This window comes from Allobosea sp. LjRoot237, from assembly GCF_964253285.1.
In the GTDB taxonomy this organism is placed as follows: domain Bacteria; phylum Pseudomonadota; class Alphaproteobacteria; order Rhizobiales; family Beijerinckiaceae; genus Allobosea.
Genome location: NZ_CAXUQP020000001.1, coordinates 2458742 through 2474589, shown reverse-complemented (window position 1 = coordinate 2474589; position 15848 = coordinate 2458742). Strand labels below are relative to the sequence as shown.

17 protein-coding genes and 1 tRNA gene are annotated in these 15848 nt (G+C 63.9%); 11 read left to right on the top strand and 7 right to left on the bottom strand.

The genetic code is table 11. The annotated features are described in order from the left end of the window. Positions 1-203: 203 nt before the first annotated feature. From ACSQ24_RS12015 to ACSQ24_RS11985, 7 genes are all read left to right on the top strand, one after another. A complete protein-coding gene (locus tag ACSQ24_RS12015) occupies positions 204-1838 on the top strand; it encodes an ATP-binding protein (RefSeq protein WP_436094895.1) in 1635 nt (544 codons plus the stop codon). Between the two features lies 1 nt (position 1839). Further along, positions 1840-2658, top strand: a complete 819-nt coding sequence (locus tag ACSQ24_RS12010) for an HNH endonuclease (RefSeq protein WP_436094894.1) — start codon at positions 1840-1842, stop codon at positions 2656-2658. Next, positions 2651-4483, top strand: a complete 1833-nt coding sequence (locus ACSQ24_RS12005) for a DEAD/DEAH box helicase (RefSeq protein WP_436094893.1) — start codon at positions 2651-2653, stop codon at positions 4481-4483. The genes ACSQ24_RS12010 and ACSQ24_RS12005 overlap by 8 nt, the downstream gene beginning before the upstream one ends. Then, on the top strand, positions 4480-4914 hold the full coding sequence (locus ACSQ24_RS12000) for an EcoRII N-terminal effector-binding domain-containing protein (protein WP_436094892.1): 435 nt from the start codon (positions 4480-4482) through the stop codon (positions 4912-4914). The genes ACSQ24_RS12005 and ACSQ24_RS12000 overlap by 4 nt, the downstream gene beginning before the upstream one ends. Before the next feature lie 133 nt (positions 4915-5047). Then, positions 5048-6496: a hypothetical protein gene (locus ACSQ24_RS11995; protein ID WP_436094891.1), complete on the top strand. Its 1449-nt coding sequence runs from the start codon at positions 5048-5050 to the stop codon at positions 6494-6496. A gap of 209 nt (positions 6497-6705) precedes the next feature. Then, positions 6706-7896: a DNA (cytosine-5-)-methyltransferase gene (gene dcm, locus ACSQ24_RS11990; protein WP_436094890.1), complete on the top strand. Its 1191-nt coding sequence runs from the start codon at positions 6706-6708 to the stop codon at positions 7894-7896. Next, on the top strand, positions 7889-8377 hold the full coding sequence (locus tag ACSQ24_RS11985) for a very short patch repair endonuclease (RefSeq protein ID WP_436094889.1): 489 nt from the start codon (positions 7889-7891) through the stop codon (positions 8375-8377). The genes dcm and ACSQ24_RS11985 overlap by 8 nt, the downstream gene beginning before the upstream one ends. Here the strand turns inward: ACSQ24_RS11985 and ACSQ24_RS11980 are convergent. The 7 genes from ACSQ24_RS11980 to ACSQ24_RS11950 form a co-directional block, all read right to left on the bottom strand. Beyond that, positions 8374-8568 (bottom strand): hypothetical protein, encoded by a 195-nt coding sequence (locus ACSQ24_RS11980; RefSeq protein WP_436094888.1) that lies wholly within the window; start codon positions 8566-8568, stop codon positions 8374-8376. The two genes, ACSQ24_RS11985 and ACSQ24_RS11980, sit on opposite strands and share 4 nt — an antisense overlap. Positions 8569-8902: 334 nt before the next feature. Further along, positions 8903-9136 (bottom strand): hypothetical protein, encoded by a 234-nt coding sequence (locus ACSQ24_RS11975; RefSeq protein WP_436094887.1) that lies wholly within the window; start codon positions 9134-9136, stop codon positions 8903-8905. Continuing rightward, complete coding sequence (locus ACSQ24_RS11970) at positions 9133-9345, bottom strand: hypothetical protein (RefSeq protein WP_436094886.1); 213 nt, start codon at positions 9343-9345, stop codon at positions 9133-9135. Before ACSQ24_RS11970 ends, ACSQ24_RS11975 begins: the two co-directional genes overlap by 4 nt. Continuing rightward, a complete protein-coding gene (locus ACSQ24_RS11965; RefSeq protein ID WP_436094885.1) occupies positions 9342-9593 on the bottom strand; it encodes a hypothetical protein in 252 nt (83 codons plus the stop codon). Before ACSQ24_RS11965 ends, ACSQ24_RS11970 begins: the two co-directional genes overlap by 4 nt. Continuing rightward, entirely contained in the window at positions 9590-10612 is a 1023-nt protein-coding gene (locus tag ACSQ24_RS11960) for a phage major capsid protein (protein ID WP_436094884.1), read from the bottom strand. The genes ACSQ24_RS11965 and ACSQ24_RS11960 overlap by 4 nt, the downstream gene beginning before the upstream one ends. A 95-nt stretch (positions 10613-10707) precedes the next feature. Then, positions 10708-11013: a hypothetical protein gene (locus ACSQ24_RS11955; protein ID WP_436094883.1), complete on the bottom strand. Its 306-nt coding sequence runs from the start codon at positions 11011-11013 to the stop codon at positions 10708-10710. Between the two features lie 197 nt (positions 11014-11210). Continuing rightward, positions 11211-11300 (bottom strand) — tRNA-Ser (locus ACSQ24_RS11950). 399 nt (positions 11301-11699) lie between these two features. Between ACSQ24_RS11950 and ACSQ24_RS11945 the strand changes: the two genes are divergently transcribed. From ACSQ24_RS11945 to ACSQ24_RS11930, 4 genes are all read left to right on the top strand, one after another. Continuing rightward, complete coding sequence (locus tag ACSQ24_RS11945; RefSeq protein WP_436094882.1) at positions 11700-12818, top strand: septal ring lytic transglycosylase RlpA family protein; 1119 nt, start codon at positions 11700-11702, stop codon at positions 12816-12818. A 121-nt stretch (positions 12819-12939) separates the two neighbouring features. Then, a complete protein-coding gene (locus ACSQ24_RS11940) occupies positions 12940-14082 on the top strand; it encodes a D-alanyl-D-alanine carboxypeptidase family protein (protein WP_436094881.1) in 1143 nt (380 codons plus the stop codon). 2 nt (positions 14083-14084) lie between these two features. Then, entirely contained in the window at positions 14085-14759 is a 675-nt protein-coding gene (gene tmk / locus ACSQ24_RS11935; RefSeq protein ID WP_436094880.1) for a dTMP kinase, read from the top strand. After that, positions 14756-15826: a DNA polymerase III subunit delta' gene (locus ACSQ24_RS11930; RefSeq protein ID WP_436094879.1), complete on the top strand. Its 1071-nt coding sequence runs from the start codon at positions 14756-14758 to the stop codon at positions 15824-15826. The genes tmk and ACSQ24_RS11930 overlap by 4 nt, the downstream gene beginning before the upstream one ends. The last annotated feature ends 22 nt before the right edge of the window (positions 15827-15848 follow it).

Sequence of the window (15848 nt, the reverse complement as noted above, 5' to 3'; positions counted from 1 at the left end):
TCATTGGTGGTCCGTATAGCAGAATTCCCCCTTCCGAGCCCAATCTCCATCGCTAGCAAGTCAACCATGGTTGCAGCAAGCCGCCCGATCCGTCGCACAGTCGTTTGACGCCTTTTCTTTAATTCTGGCGCGTGCAACCTAAGCAGGTAAAAGCAGGGGGGAATCCGGCCTTTGCTTGCGGACGGGGACTAGGGGCCAGTTCAGTGAACGATCTTATCAACCAGCCTGATGCGCCCCGCCTTATCTATGGCCTTCGGGACACGGGCTACAGCTTCAACACTGCGGCTGCCGACATTATGGACAATTCCATTGCTGCCCGGGCCACCGAGGTGAATGTCAGGATCGAGCTGGACGAAGACGGCCGCAAATTCGTGTTTTTCGGCGACAATGGCGATGGCATGAACGAGGCTACACTGTTTTCCGCGATGCGATACGGAGCCCCGGCCCGCGCCAATCTCGCAAGCCTCGGCAAGTTCGGACTTGGCCTGAAAACCTCATCGAGCTCGGTCTGTCTCAAGTTCACGGTAATCTCGCGCACCGGGCCCGATGCCGAATTCGCAAAACTCGCTTGGGACCTCGAGCATGTCGAGGAACAGAATCAGTGGGAGATGCTGCGCGAGCCAATGACCGCCGACGAATATGAGCTATTCAACGAGCTCTGCGGCAAAAAGGGTACGCTCGTCATCTGGTCGAAGTGTGACCGGCTGCTCTCGAAAGAATATGACGATCCCGGCGGGGCACGCGAGCAGGCCGCGATTCGCCGGCTAGGTGAGCGCCTGATCGAGCACGTCGCCCTGATCTATCACCGATTTCTCAATGCCGGCGATGATCGCGAGCGCAATGTCTCGATCACGGTGAATGGCCAGCCGGTTAGTGCTTGGAACCCGTTCTATCCCGAAAAGTCGGAACAGGTACTCTCGGTCAAGCAGCAGCAGCTCGAGATCGAGCTCGATGACGGCAGCGTCGAGACCGCGCACATCAAGGCGTGGATTCTGCCGCACCGCCGGGACCTGTCCAAGGAAGAGCGGAAGATCGCGAACATCACCAATCGCGGCCAAGGCTTCTACATCCATCGCGAGGGGCGCGTCATCCAGCAGGGCGGATGGCTCGGCGTGTTCGGCGTTATCGAACCGCACTATTCGCTTCTCAGGGTCGAGTTCGACTTCAACCACAAGCTCGACGAGGCGTTCAAGGTTGACGTCAAGAAGTCGAAGATCCTCTTCGATCCCGCGCTCGAGGAAGCGCTTCGGACGCTTCTGAATCCCACTTATCGAGAGGCGGGCAACCGCTACCGCCGCACCGAGCGCAAGGCAGCGGTCGAACGCGGCTTGGATCATAGCAGCGCGAACAAGGTTATCGGCAACACCCCCGCGACTGCGAAGCCGAGCGTCGAATCCGCTGACCCCGCACATAAAACCGCAACCGTCTCGAACAATCGAGGGTCCGGCATCAAGCTTCGCGTTCCAGTCGATGTCAATGTCAGGCCCGGGACCATCCATGTGGAGGCGGTGGAGACCATCACCTCGGGTGATCTTTGGGAACCAGCGATGCGCAGCGACGGGGAATCCGGTTTTGTTGCCGGCGTCCGCATAAACAAGCATCACGACTTCTACCTTAAGATCTATCAGCGAGCTGCGTCCAGCGGCTATGCGGTCGAGGGCATAGATCTGCTGCTCTGGGCATTCGCGGTTGCAGAGCACAACAATGTCAACGAGGAGCTCGAACCGATCTTTGAGGATATCCGCAACGAGATCGCGACCAATCTCAAGAAACTTCTGCGCGAGGTTCCGCTGCCCGACGAGAGCGAACTGAACGGCGGCGAGGACGACGAGGACTGAGATGCTGGCGGCGAAGCAGTCGCTCATCCTGCGCGAGGTCGAGGAGGGGACAGGGGCAGCAATCGGTCTTGAGGAGGACCGCTCCGGCATGCAGATCGGATTGCGCCTCTGGTTCGCGGATCTGCCTCGATCCCACAGTCCGATCGTCACGCTGCGGCCTGCGGGCTTGAGGCGGTTCCGGGCGACGCTCACCTTCGGAAATTTTGCGGCGGACACCGTCCGTCAGATGAGCCGCGCCGATGCCGAGGAAGTGCAGCTGGCGCGCGCATTGGTCTCTTCCGTCGCCGGAGACGCCACAGTCCGGTTCGGAGGCGGCCAGTTGCTGGACGACTGGCGCATCCATGACGGGAGCTTCTCACTAATCGCCGAGAAGCGCGACATCGCTGAGCGGTTCGAGGACGACGCGCTCGCGGCCACGTGTCGCGAACTTGTTATCCCGCTCCTTGCGGCGATGGCCGAACTCTATGGCTACGATCCGGTCGAGGAGCCGGTCGTTCTGGCAGGCGAGATCGAGGGTTCACTTTCGGTCTCACTCATCAGACGGCGCGAACGGAATCCCCGAAACCGCTTGCTCGCACTGCGGATCCATGGCGAGCTGTGTAAGGTCTGCGGCTTCGACCCGGCACGGCAATATCCCAATCTACGCTCGATTATCGAGGTTCATCACATCCAGCCGCTAAGCTCCCTGAGCGAGCCCCGCGCCTATGATCCGTCCGAGGATTTGATCCCGCTCTGCCCCAATTGCCATCGCGCCGCACATACTAGGCGCCCGCTCCCGTGGAGTCCCGCCGAGCTCAGGGCAATGCTGTATCATGACTGATCTCCCGCAGAACCTTCCAGCCGACTTCAGGCAACTTGCGCTGCATCCACCAGCTGGCAGGGAGGTATCCAGCAGGCTTGTGGAAGCGGAAATCCGGGTGCGCCGGGAGGGCGGACGCTTCGTCGCCGCGCTCGCCGGTACGCGCACGGTCCGAGGCGAAAAGGCCATCTGGTACGTGTCCGGTCGCGATCGCAACTGGGTTGATGACGGCTCAGTGATCCGTCCACTCCCCCGCGACGCCCCGCAACTGATGCAGCAGATGCTTGGCGATGCCGATGCCCAAGATCTAGCGTTCGCCGACGTCATCCGCCTTTTGCGGATCGAGAACCCGCATATTCCAATCTCGGCAGATGCGGATGTCTTCCAGCCTGCCGGTAGGGCTGCGGCAGAGCTGACCGATGCGGATCCGGTTCCGGGCCTCAACGCGACCCTTTTCCCCTATCAAGCTCAGGGGGTCGAATGGATCGGCCGGACGATCCGTCACACCGGCGGCATTATTCTTGCGGACGAGATGGGTCTGGGAAAGACGATCCAGATCATCGCTCTGTTGCTGGGCGACAGGCCGTCGAACGACGAGCCAGCACTCATCATCTGCCCGACTAGCCTGATCGCGAACTGGCGCAAGGAGATTCTGAAATTCGGTCCCGAGCTGTCGGTCCTTATCCACCGTGGACATCACCGTGCCGGCACCACGAGAGGGTTGCAGCGAGCGCAGGTCGTACTCGCAACCTATGACACCATCGTCAACGACATCGCGATCTTCTCCGGCATGACGTGGAGCTGGCTCGTTTGTGACGAGGCGCAGGCGATCAAGAACCCAGATTCGGTTCGCCGTAAGGCGATTGCGACCATTCCGCGGCGTCGCATGATCCCGATGACCGGCACCCCGGTGGAGACTTCACTGCTCAACCTCTGGTCTTTAGCCGATCTCGCCATTCCCGGTCTCCTCGGGAGCCGGGCTGGATTCGAGGCCCAGTTCCCCGACTCGGAAGATTCCGCGCGACAGCTCGCGCACCTCACAGATCCGGTCGTTCTGTGTCGCAAGGTGCGGGATGTAGCGGGTGACCTTCCGGAGCGGATCGATATCGACTTGCCGCTCGAGCTCGGCGAGGATCTGTCGAAGCTCTACGACGCGGTGCTTGCCGACGTCCTGCAGAAATACCCACTCGCCGGCGCTCTGGTCGCAACTAGTCAGCTCCAGCTGTTCTGTGCTCATCCATGGCTGCAGGGAAATGACGAACGGGCGGACGGCAATGACGACGCATCCTGCCTCAGAAGGCCGGGATTGCCGCTTGTCACTCCCAAGATTGAGCGGACGCTCGCCATACTCGATGAAGCATTCCGCACTGGCAAGAAGGTGCTGGTGTTCGCCATCTTCAACCGCTGTGGCGACATCATCCGAGAGGCAGCTGCGGATCGTCTTCCCGCCGCATTCTGGGATGCTATCAACGGGTCGACTCCGCAACAAGAGCGACAGACCATCGTCGACGCCTTCACGGCGCACTCGGGACCTGCTTGCCTGTTCCTTAACCCCAAAGCCGCCGGCGCGGGTCTCAACATCACGGCGGCGACGATTGTCATTCACTATACCCAAGCGTGGAACCCTGCGCTTGAGGCGCAAGCGAGTGCTCGCGCACATCGTCGCGGCCAGACCGAACCGGTACGCATCTACCGGTTATTCTACGAGAACACCGTCGAGCGGGTGATGATCGACCGTTCCGCATGGCGGCGCGAGATGGGTAACGAGGCAGTACCGGTCTCGACGCGCGACGCCGACGATCTGCAGCGCGCCCTCACAATACGGCCGGAAAGGGACGGGCAATGACTATGCAGACTTATGAGAAGGAGCTCACCGCCAATGACACCGGCGAGACGGGCGCCCACCAGGCGGGGATTCATATTCCCAAGTCGCAGACCGACCTGCTCTCGTTTCTCCCTCCGCTGGATCCCTCTACCAAGAATCCCGACGCCTGGCTTGAGGTGAAGGATGACGCGGGTGACGTTTGGCGCTTCCGCTACATTCACTATAACAACAGCCTGCACGACCCGGGCGGAACGCGCGACGAGTTCCGGATCACCCACATGACCGGCTTCTTCCGGTCCGCGGGGGCAACGGCAGGAGACAAGCTCGTCCTCTCGGGCGAACTCGGCACGTGGCGCTACGAGATATCGGTTCGCAAGGCCGGTGACGCGCCGGAAGCCGAGCCATCGGAACCGGTTCGGATTCGTCTGCGTGGCTGGCAGCGTGTGTATTGAGGGAGCAGCCAAGCCGATGCCATGCGGGCACGAGCAAGGGACTGAGGCCCTTGACCGTCTGTCGATCGGGGTCCTGCATCTTGGGACCAAGACCCGGCTACTCGAGGAAGCGGGGTACCTGACGGTAGGAGACGTGAAGGATCTCGATACTTCCGTCCTCATGCGGATCCGGATGGTCGGACGCCGTACCGCAGATGAGCTTGTCCGCAATCGGATGGCGCTGCGCGCGGCTGTCGACGGAAGCGGTGTGGTCGACTGGCAGGCATATTGCGCGTCGACGGGAATTCCGCTGGTACCCGCCCAGCCTCCGGCCGACGGGTGCGAGCTTCTCGCGGGCCTGCCCTGGTTCTTCGAGGCGCTTGCAGAAGAACTGGACGACAACGTCCTAGCGGCCATTCTCCTCAGCCGGATCTGCAGACCCCCGGGCAGCCAAAAGACGCTCGAGGAGATCGGTGCGGCGGCTTCGCCAGCGCTGACGCGGGAGCGCGTCCGACAAAAGGAACGCAAGTTGTTGGGGCAGATCACCGGTGGGCTGCTTAATGACAGCTATGACGGCCTCGGAATTCACTTCCATCCCGGTTTTGCACGTTGGTGGCAGAGAGCGGCGGATGTCCTTGCCGAAGTCGAGGAAATCGAGGTAGGCAGCTTCGTGAAGCTGCTCGCTACGGCTTGGGGCGTTCCCTTCGCAGCTGTCGTGGAGCAGCTCCCGGCGCTGGTGGCTGTTGCGACCGGCGAGCCGCAGATGGCAGCAGGCTTCCGGGCCTTCGCTACACTCGATTCGCGGCTGTTGGCTGAAGGCAGTCGGGGCCTAGACCGACTCCCAGTGCTGAAGCTGCGCATTGGCAACGCCGCTGTCCGACTGACAGAAGCAGGTCTGCCGCTTGTGGGAGACGTGATCGACAGCCTTCGGTCAGGCGACCTCGAGAGGGTTGGCATGACGGCGGCGAAACGCGTTACGGATCATCTCAATCTCGTCGCATCCTGTATCAAAGAGACCGGCGTCGATTGGGACGGCTATCGAACCACAATGAGCCTCGACTGCCTTCCCCCGACCCCCCTCGTCACTCCGGCTGACTTCGTCAGCACCTTGCCGGAGGTGATCGAGAAACTGCTGCGGAGCCACAGTGTCAGCATGCGGGCTGGCGATATATTCCGAAACCGCACCGGAAAGGACGCTCGAAACCGGATGACGCTCCACCAAGCCAGCGAGGCACTCAGCACGTTCACCTCGACGATCAAGCGCGAGGAGACGGTACTTCTCGCCTGGTTGAACGATGTGCTGGTGAGCCGTGAGTTCTGGAGGCTGGACGTCTGGCTCGACGGCACCTGGCTTGCTTGGTGGGCCGAAGCGCTGGAAACATATGAGCAATCCGAGGATGACTATGATCGCTTTGCGGACAATCTCGCGTGGCGCTGGCGACTGAGCGGTAGGGAGATGAAGTCCGCAGTGCCGACGCTATGGGCTGTCTTCACCGGTTATCCCGACAAGCGACGGCCAGTGCACCAGCCGACTGTACCGGTCGCCGACGCTGGATCCGCGATGGGTCGCATCCGCCTTCATGGGTTCCGGCGCGTGCATTGACGATACCCTGCGCGCCCAGCCATTAGTGGCCGAAGGAAGCAGATTAGCGGTGTCGCCGTGGCCACTAGGCGCGGACACTAGCCAAACTGGCAGGATCGCTTGCCAGCTGGGAATATTCCTGCCATCCCGACACAAGATTACCCAGTGGGTTTTTAAAGGGGATTCGCTTGGGTTCCAACGGTTTCGAAACTAGCTTAGCCCGAGCTGGATTGTCTCTCGATCAGGCCGAGGAGGAGCTGGGCGTTTCGGCTAGGCAGATCCGTCGCTACATCGCGGGCGAGGCTGAGGCGCCGAAGCTGGTACGCGAGCGGGTGGCACAGATCGCCGGACAGCGGCTTTCAACGCGGTCACCGGCGAAATTCCGGTTCATCGACCTATTCGCCGGGATCGGTGGTCTGCGCCTCGGCTTCGAGGCCATCGGCGGGCGGTGCGTGTTCACTAGCGAGTGGGACCGCTGGTCAAATCAGACCTACCGAAAGAACTTTGCCGACGGTGACGATCACTTGATGGTCGGGGATATTCGGCCATATAGCGCGAACCCGGCACTCATCCCTGATCACGACCTGTTGCTAGCGGGATTCCCCTGCCAACCTTTCTCGCTCGCAGGCATTTCCAAGAAGAATTCGCTGGGACGCCTCCACGGCTTTGCCGACGAAAAGCAGGGCAATCTCTTTTTCGAGATCGAGGCAATCCTGCGGCATCACCGGCCAGCCGCGTTCCTGCTCGAGAATGTGAAGCATCTCCAGCGGCACGATCGAGGCAATACTTTCGAGGTTATCCGCCGCACGCTGCATGACGAGCTCGGCTATGCCATCGACTGGCGGGTTATCAGCTCCGAACCTTGGGTGCCGCAGAAGCGTGAGCGCATCTTCATCGCGGGCTTCCGCAAGGATGTGGGCTTCCGTTTTGACGACTTCGATCGGATGCTCCCGAGCAGAAGAGAATGGCCGAAGCTCGGCAGCATCCTGCAGACGCACAACGAGGTGGACCGGAAGTACACGCTGACGCCGAAGCTCTGGGAATATCTGCAGGCCTATCGCACCAAACACGAGAAGGCTGGCAACGGCTTCGGGTACAGCCTGTTCGGCGAAGACGAGGTAGCGCGTACACTCTCGGCGCGCTATCACAAGGACGGTTCGGAGGTGCTGATCCGGCAAAAGGGAACGCGCCCGCGCCGATTGACCCCGACCGAGTGTGCTCGCCTGATGGGGTTCGAGCATGGCGCCCGGAAGTGGCACGTCCCGGTCTCCGATACTCAGGCCTATCGCCAGTTCGGCAATGCCGTCGTCGTACCCGCAGTGGAGGCTATCGCGCGCTATATGGAGCCCTCGATTACCGCGGTACTTACGGCTGACCGTTCCCGTGAGGTAATGCCGGCTGGGCGACGCGTTCTTGGCTGACGTCGTTTCACCCGAGGTACGCAGCCGGATGATGGCTGGCATTCGGGCCTGTAACACCAAGCCAGAGCTGCTGCTTCGTAAGGGGCTGCATGCGCTAGGCTGGCGCTACCGGCTCCATGGCCGTGCACTTCCTGGCAAGCCGGACATGGTCTTTGCCGGGCGGCGCGCAGTACTGTTCGCAAACGGCTGCTTCTGGCACGGCCATGACTGCCATCTGTTCCAATGGCCGAAGACCCGATCGGACTTCTGGCACGAGAAGATCGCCGGAAACATCGCGCGGGATCTTCGCGTCCGCGAGCAGCTGATCGCAAAGGGCTGGCGCGTTGCGGACGTCTGGGAGTGCCAGCTCAAAGGACGGGCGCGGAGACCGCTAGATCAGGTTCTGGCCGACTGCGACGCATTTTTGCGCAGTGATCAACGGATGCTCAGTGTTGGAGCCGACCGGCGCATACTTGATGCCGGTCGTGCAGCCCGGGACTAAGCCGCGATCAGCTTCAGATCCTTTGCCAGCCGCCGGCAGGCTGCAGCCGCCCGGTCGACCGTCGCGGCAACGGCGAGTTGCTCGCTGAGGAACATATTTTCATTTCGGCTGCCTTGCGGGATACTCTGCCCCCAAACGAGCTTCTTCAGCCAAGTAGCGAGGCGGGCGCGCATCAAAACATAATCGGCCAATATGTCGGTCTCGGTCGCCCGAACCGGATTTCCGGCCTTCCTTCTCAAGCCGCAAACTCGCCGAAACTCGCTTTTCTCGGCTTTCTAAAACCCGCGCGGCGGGCTCGGATCAGCTTCCGCGCGGTGAACTTGCCGATGAATTCAAGCGTTTCATGGTCGCCAACCCTTCGACGTGAGGTTGAAATCACGAGAGAAGTGCTCTCTCGTCTCGAAAAATGGCCAAAACTTTCAGGCCGACAGAATAAAAAACCCGGGCGTGAGACCCAATGCGGTGTTCGCCCCCTTCGATCGCGATTTCGGACATACCCCCCGGCCTTGGCCGTGCCGCCGACGCTCAGGCTGCGGTCGCGGGCGGGTCGGGCAGGTCAGCGCCGATCGTTGCCTCTGTCTGGTCGGCCCACGCCACTAGGCGCTTCCGCTCGGCGGCAAGGCATTCGAGCAGGTCGGCGCCTTCGAAGCCGGAGGCTGCAAGCTGCTGACGGACCCGGTCGACCCCTGCCTCGATAGCTATGTCGAGGCCGCGGCGGAGATCCCCGCGATGGCGGCACGGGCCTAGACTGATCCTCATGAGCTTGACCTCCCAGCTGCGACGGCTGAGCGCAACGCGGCGCCAGTGGCACGCTCGCGCCAGCGTCTGATCTGAGCACGCGTCTTCGCCATGGCGGCGGCACACTCGGCCGCACCGGTGCCTGCGATGTCGAGCTGCCGGGCTTTGCGCCGCAAGGTCTCTGCGGCCACGGCATCAAGCCGACGCTCCAGATTCTCGACGGTGATCATGAGCGACTCCCGATCTTGGCCGGCTTGGCGGCCGGTGGACGGGCCTTGGCACCGGGTGCAGGCATAGTGGGCTCGGCAGCCGGTGCAGGCGTGGCGACGCCCAGCGCGGCCAGCCGGAGCTCGCTGACCAGCGCCCGGCGCTCGGCGCGAAGGAGCTCGAGTTCCGTCAGCCACTGCTTGCGGAGATCGCCGATGATCTGCCCAAGGGTGGTGGCGAGGGCTTCGGGAAGCGTGTCTTCCAGCTTCATGGCGCGTCACCCCAGCTGATGCCATCGAGGACCGCGACGGCGTTGCTGCGGAACCGCTCCGCGCCGAAATGCGCCGTGGCCAAGAGCGCGCTGCGGTTCGTTTGCCAGAGCGAGGTCATGACCGCCCCCGCGTTCGGCGGGCTGTTCGGCGCAGAATCCATCTGGATCGTAGCCTCCTGCGAGACGCTGACGCTCACGGTCTCGATCTCGCCGCCGATGCCGGACGCATCAACCAGCATGATGTGACCGTCGAGGACTGCATCGCTGACGAGCACGGGCACGCCGAGCAGTTCGCCACCCGTCGGGCTCAGACCGGGGAACATTAGATGGCCGCTCGCTGCGGCCAGTGTCGAGCCCGCATTGGCGACGTTCGCCGGCATCAGCCAATAGAGAGCGCCGCCAGCGTTGTGGTTGACGAGATCCAGCAACGCCCGCAGGTCGACCAAGGCGGCCGCAGCGGTTGCGCCGGAAGCCGCCAGGGACGTGATGCCGTCGGTGATCAAATCGATGAATTTCGCATCGAGCGCCGAGCCGACGGCAGCCCGCAACGAATTATCGAGAAGCGCGCGAGCCGCCGGGCTGATGGACCGAACCAGCTCGCTCGAGATGACGATCAAGCCGGCCGCTTTGTGCTGCGCGAGGTGAGGACCGGACAGCGCCAGCGCGGAAACCGGGACCGGCATGCGCTCGCCGACGACGTAACCGCTGGCGTCGGCCGCAACGACCGCCGCGCTCGTGCGCAGCGGCATGCGAACCAGACCACCATCGATCAGCATCCGCGCGAAAATCGACTTCGATCGCAACGCCTCGACGAAGGCGCCGACGATACCGCTGTCGACCAGCGCAGCAGCGAACGCAGGATCGGAGGTGGTGCCGGCGTCTACCGCCGCTCTCAGCACTACCTGCACGCTCTCCGGCGCCCGCGTGGATTCGGCGACGTACGACGCCTGGACGAGGTTGCCACCGGAAAGCGCGATCATCTTCGCGATGGTGGAAAGGTCGGTGGAGCGAGCCTTCATGGAGCCTCCTGAATTGAGGCTCCATGATCAGGGCGGGGCACCTGGGGCGTCGATCGGCGGCGATGTACACGGATGGGCTCAGATGGCGGAGCCAGTCAGAATTGTTCGAGGCGTCGCGCGAGCCATGAAGCGAGGTCTACAATGCGGTAGGAGATGCTCCGGCCGATCCTGAACGCGCGTGGTGCGCGGTCCATCGTTCGCATGTTCGCGAGCGAGCCGGCGGCATAACCCAGCAGCCGGGCGGCAGCTTCCTCGGGCACTCGGTCATCACCGGTAGGCTCGACGCCCCATCTGTCGAGCGCCTCGCGGAACATGCGCTCGATCTCCTCGGCGCGCTCGCCCAAGGTCTCATCTTCAGCCTCAATCCTGCGCGCCCGCATAAGCATGATGCAGAGAATCACGCATCGAATCGCCGTGCAAATCGCCAGCAACCGCTGGGAATCTATCGCACCACATCGGCGTCGATCGCGCAGGGGAGGGTACCTCGGGCGCAAATCGGCCTAAAGAGAAGCATGAATTCCGATGTAGGTAGAAACGTGGGTTAAGGCTGAGCTGTAAATAGATAATTCAGCGTATTCAGCAATTTAGCACCAGTATCTGGCGGAAGGGGTGGGATTCGAACCCACGGTGGGCTTGCACCCACGGCGGTTTTCAAGACCGCTGCCTTAAACCACTCGGCCACCCTTCCAGTGGCCCTGTCATTGCCGTCCCCGGTCGACTTTTGCAAGCCGCATGCGAACGGATTGCCGCAAACTCAACCGAGCCGGCACAGAGACATATTGATTTTCAATATCTTATCACAGTTCACTTGGCCTAGCGCCACTCCCGGCCCGGGGGCAAACCCAAGCGTTGCGCGCTTGTCACGATCCCCTGAAAAATGGCGGCGAGAGGGTGGCGGATTGACAGTTGCCGCATTTCCGACACCTTTATGCCCGCCCAAAGGCCGGGCTGGGCTTCCGTTGACGGTGGCGCGTACGCGCTCCCGCCGCTTAACGATCCCTTAATAGAACTGGTCGAAAACTGCGACCTTGCCACGATAGTGGCTTGGGCGGCGCAGCATTTTCGGCGCGACGAACGGGAATGCGGCATGATGCGAGGCGCGAGCACTTCGGCACCGGCGGTGATCACCCCTGCAGCCAATTGCGACGACGCCCCGCGCGCTTCATCCTCGCTCTCCACGGCGACCCGCCTCGGCTGCGTCATGCTGGCCGGCCTCTTCCTGGCGAACTGCGCCAACGATCAGGTTGCCCGCCGCGGCAAGTCGAAAGAGATCGGCGCCTTCCCGTCCTCGAAATACGGCCCCGCCAGCGCACGCGTCGTCGAAGACGGGCAGCCGGTGCCGAAGGGTGGCGGTCGCGAGCTGATCGGCCGCAGCTATACCGTCGCCGGCAAGCGCTACACGCCTTATGAGAAACCGGTCGGCTTCACTGCCGTCGGGACGGCGTCCTGGTATGGCGAGGCCTTCCATGGCCGCCGCACCGCCAATGGCGAGGTCTATGACCGCATGAGCATCAGCGCCGCGCATCCGACCATGCCGCTGCCGGCCTATGCCCGCGTCACCAACGTCACCAACAGCCGCTCGATCATCGTGCGCGTCAACGACCGCGGCCCGTTCCATGGCGGGCGCGTCATGGATGTCTCGCAGAAGACGGCCGATGCGCTCGCCTTCCGCCATCTCGGCACGGCACGCGTCAAGATCGAGTATCTCGGTCAGGCCTCGCTCGCCGGCTCCGACGACCAGATGCTGCTTGCCTCGCTGCGCACCGACGGCTCGCCGGCCTCGATCCCGGGCCAGAGCAGCCGCACGATGATCGCGAGCGCCGCGCAACGGGTCGATCTCGGCCGCTTCGCCGGGCCGGATCTCGATGACGAGGCCGCAAGGCCGGCGCCTGCGCCCGTCAGGGCCGAGCCGGCGCCGGTCGCCGCCCAACCCATCGTGCAGGCCTACGCTCCCGAGCAGCCGCGAACGATCGCGGTGCAGAGCCCGATCGTTGCCAGCGTCGCGACGACATCGCCCGCCGAGGGCGTGCCGATGCGCGGCGTCCGCCTGCCGCCATCTCGCCCGTTCGATCTCGACACAATCGCCAATGCCGGCAAGCCGGTTCCGGTGCTGCGTCCGGCCGCGGTCAACGCGCCGCTGCCTGTGCCGCGTGCCAGCTTCAGCAGCATGAAGGTGCAGACACTGCAGCCGCTGGCGCGGAATTGATCCTGCTCCGGGCTTGACCGCCCGGAACCGCACATCATCTGATCTCGATATGACGCAAGGTCGATCAGGGATGGCGCTTGCCTACATTCCGCCAGTTTGGAGCAGGGCCCTTGCCCTCTTCATGGTTTGGTGCGCGCTCACGCCGGATTTCGCCCGCGCGCAGGCTTTCCAGTCGGCTGCGCCCTACGCGATCCTGCTCGATTCCGGCAGCGGCGCCGTGCTCTACGAGAAGGCCGCCGACGAGCTGATGGCGCCGGCGAGCCTGGTCAAGCTCGCGACCGCGCTGGTCGCCTTCCAGGAGATCGCTGCCGGCAAGATGACGCTGGAGACCGAGATCTCGATCTCGGAGAACGCCTGGCGCAAGGGCGGCGGCGTTTCCGGCGGCTCGACCATGTTCGCGATCGTTCATAGCCGGGTGAAGCTCGGCGACATCCTGCAGGGGCTGATCGTGCAGTCGGGCAACGACGCCGCGATCGCACTCGCGGAGGCTGTCGCCGGCGACGAGGCGAGCTTCGCCAGGGTGATGACCGAGCGCGTCCATGCGCTCGGCCTGCGCAAGTCGCAGTTCCGCAATGCCAGTGGCATGGCCGATCCGCAGCAGAAGGTGACGGCACGCGAGCTCGCCTTTCTGTCCGATCACATCATCAAGACCTACCCGGAGCTCTACAGAATCTTCGGCCAGCGCGACTTCACCTGGAACAAGATCAAGCAGAGCAACCGCAACCCGCTACTGGCGATGGATATCGGCGCTGACGGCTTGAAAACCGGCAATATCGACGAAACCGGCTACGGTCTCGTCGGCTCGGCGGTACAGAAGGGCCAGCGGCTGATCGTCGTCGTCAACGGGCTGAAGAATGCGCGCGACCGCGCCAGCGAGGCCCGCAAGCTGCTCGAATGGGGCTTCCGCTCCTTCGAGCAGAAGCAGGTCTTCGCCGAGGGCGAGACGGTCGGCGAGGCCAGTGTCTTCGGTGGCGAGAAGGGCCGCATCGCACTCAAGGCCAAGGGGCCCGTCAACCTTTTGGTGCCGCGCGGCAGCAGCGAGCGCCTTGCCGCCCGCATCGTCTATCGCGGTCCCCTGCAGGCGCCGGTGGCGGAGGGTGCTGAGGTTGCGCGCCTGTTGGTCACGCGCGGCGAGATCAAGACGCTCGAGATCCCGCTCTATGCCGCCGAGACCGTGCCGGTCGGCAGCCTGCAGCGGCGTGCCCTCGACGCGCTGATGGAGGCTGCGACCGGTTGGGTCCGCAAGGCCCTTAAGCGGAGCTGAGCGTGGCGAAGGCAAAAGTGCGGCCCGCTGGGCATTTCATCACGCTCGAAGGCGGGGAGGGGGCTGGCAAGTCTACCCTCGCCAAGGCGCTCGCGGCGCGGCTCGAGGCACTGGGGCTCACTGTCGAGCTGACGCGCGAGCCCGGCGGCTCTCCCAAGGCGGAGCGCATTCGCGAGGCCCTGCTCGCGGGCAAGATCAAGCCCTACGGCGCCTTCGCCGAGGCGCTGATGTTCCAGGCCGCCCGCATCGACCATGTCGACAGCCGCATCCGGCCGGCCATGGCGCGGGGCGACTGGGTGATCTGCGACCGCTTCATCGATTCGACCCGTGTCTACCAGGGCACGCTCGGCGAGATCGCCAGGGACAAGCTCGCCGCGCTGGAGGCTGTCGCCATCGCCGGGCTTGTGCCGGAGCTGACTTTCATCCTCGACCTCGCGCCCGAGACGGGCCTGGCCCGTGCTGCCCGTCGCCGCAAGCCAGGTGAGGCCACAGATCGTTTCGAGAGCGAAACGATCGCGTTTCACCGCCGCCTGCGCCAGGGCTTTCTCGACATTGCCGCCGCGGAGCCGCAGCGCTGCGCCGTGCTCGATGCCAGCCTCACACCCGAGGTACTGGCGGAGAAGGCCTGGGAGGCGCTTTCCACCCGGCTGCCCTTGCCGCAGATTGCGCCGGCATGATCGAATCGAGCAACGAACCCGACCGCCTGCCAAACGCGCCGCATCCGCGCGAGACGCTGGCGCTCATCGGCCACCACCGCCAGGAAGAGGCCTTCCTGACGGCGCTGCGCTCCGGCCGCATGCACCATGCCTGGCTGCTCGGCGGCCCCGAGGGCATCGGCAAGGCGAGCTTCGCCTATCGCGCCGCCCGCTTCATGCTCGGCGAAGGCGATCCCGTGCGTCGCGCGGAAGCTGCCCGTGACCTCGCCATGCCGGAAACGGACGGTGCCACCCGCAAGATCGCGGCGCAGTCCCATCCGGACCTGCACCTCCTGCGCCGCATCGCCAAGCCGGACGGCAAGAGCTTCACCAGCAACATCCCGGTCGATCTGGTCCGCCGGATCATCGACCGCTTCGGCTCCAGTGCGGGTGAGGGCGGCTGGCGTGTGGCGATTGTCGATTCGGCCGAGGATCTCGACCGGCCGGGCGCCAATGCCCTGCTGAAGCTGCTCGAGGAGCCACCGCCGCGCTGCCTCTTCCTGATCGTCGCGCATGCGCCCGGCCGCGTCCTGCCAACGATCCGCTCGCGCTGCCGGTTGCTCGCCTTCGAGCCGCTGGGCGAAGGCGATGTCGCCAAGGCCGGCGAAATCGCGTTGGAACGCATGCGGCTGCCCTTCGACGCTTCCGCACTCGGACGGGCCGCCGCTTTGTCCGAAGGCTCGGTAAAGCGGGCGCTGACCTATGTCGACCCGGAGACGCTGGCGCTGGTCGAGGCGGTGAGGGCGCGGCTCGACGCGCTGCCCTCGATCGACCTCACGGCGCTGCTGGCGCTCGGCGAGGATGTCGCGGGCAGGGCGGGCGAAGCCGATTTTGCGGTCATGATCGAGACCGTGCAGGGCTGGCTCGGCGCCCACCTCCATGCGCATGCCGCCGCCGGCCCGGCCCGGCTTGCGCCCCTTGCGGAGGTGTGGGAGAGACTTGCACGCGCCGCGAACGAGGTCGAAACCTACAATCTCGATCGCCGCCCCCTCGTCATGTCGCTGTTTCACGATCTGTCGGAGGCGGTTTCCCGCTCGCGCGCGGCCTGACAACGACACGAAACCGGACAGC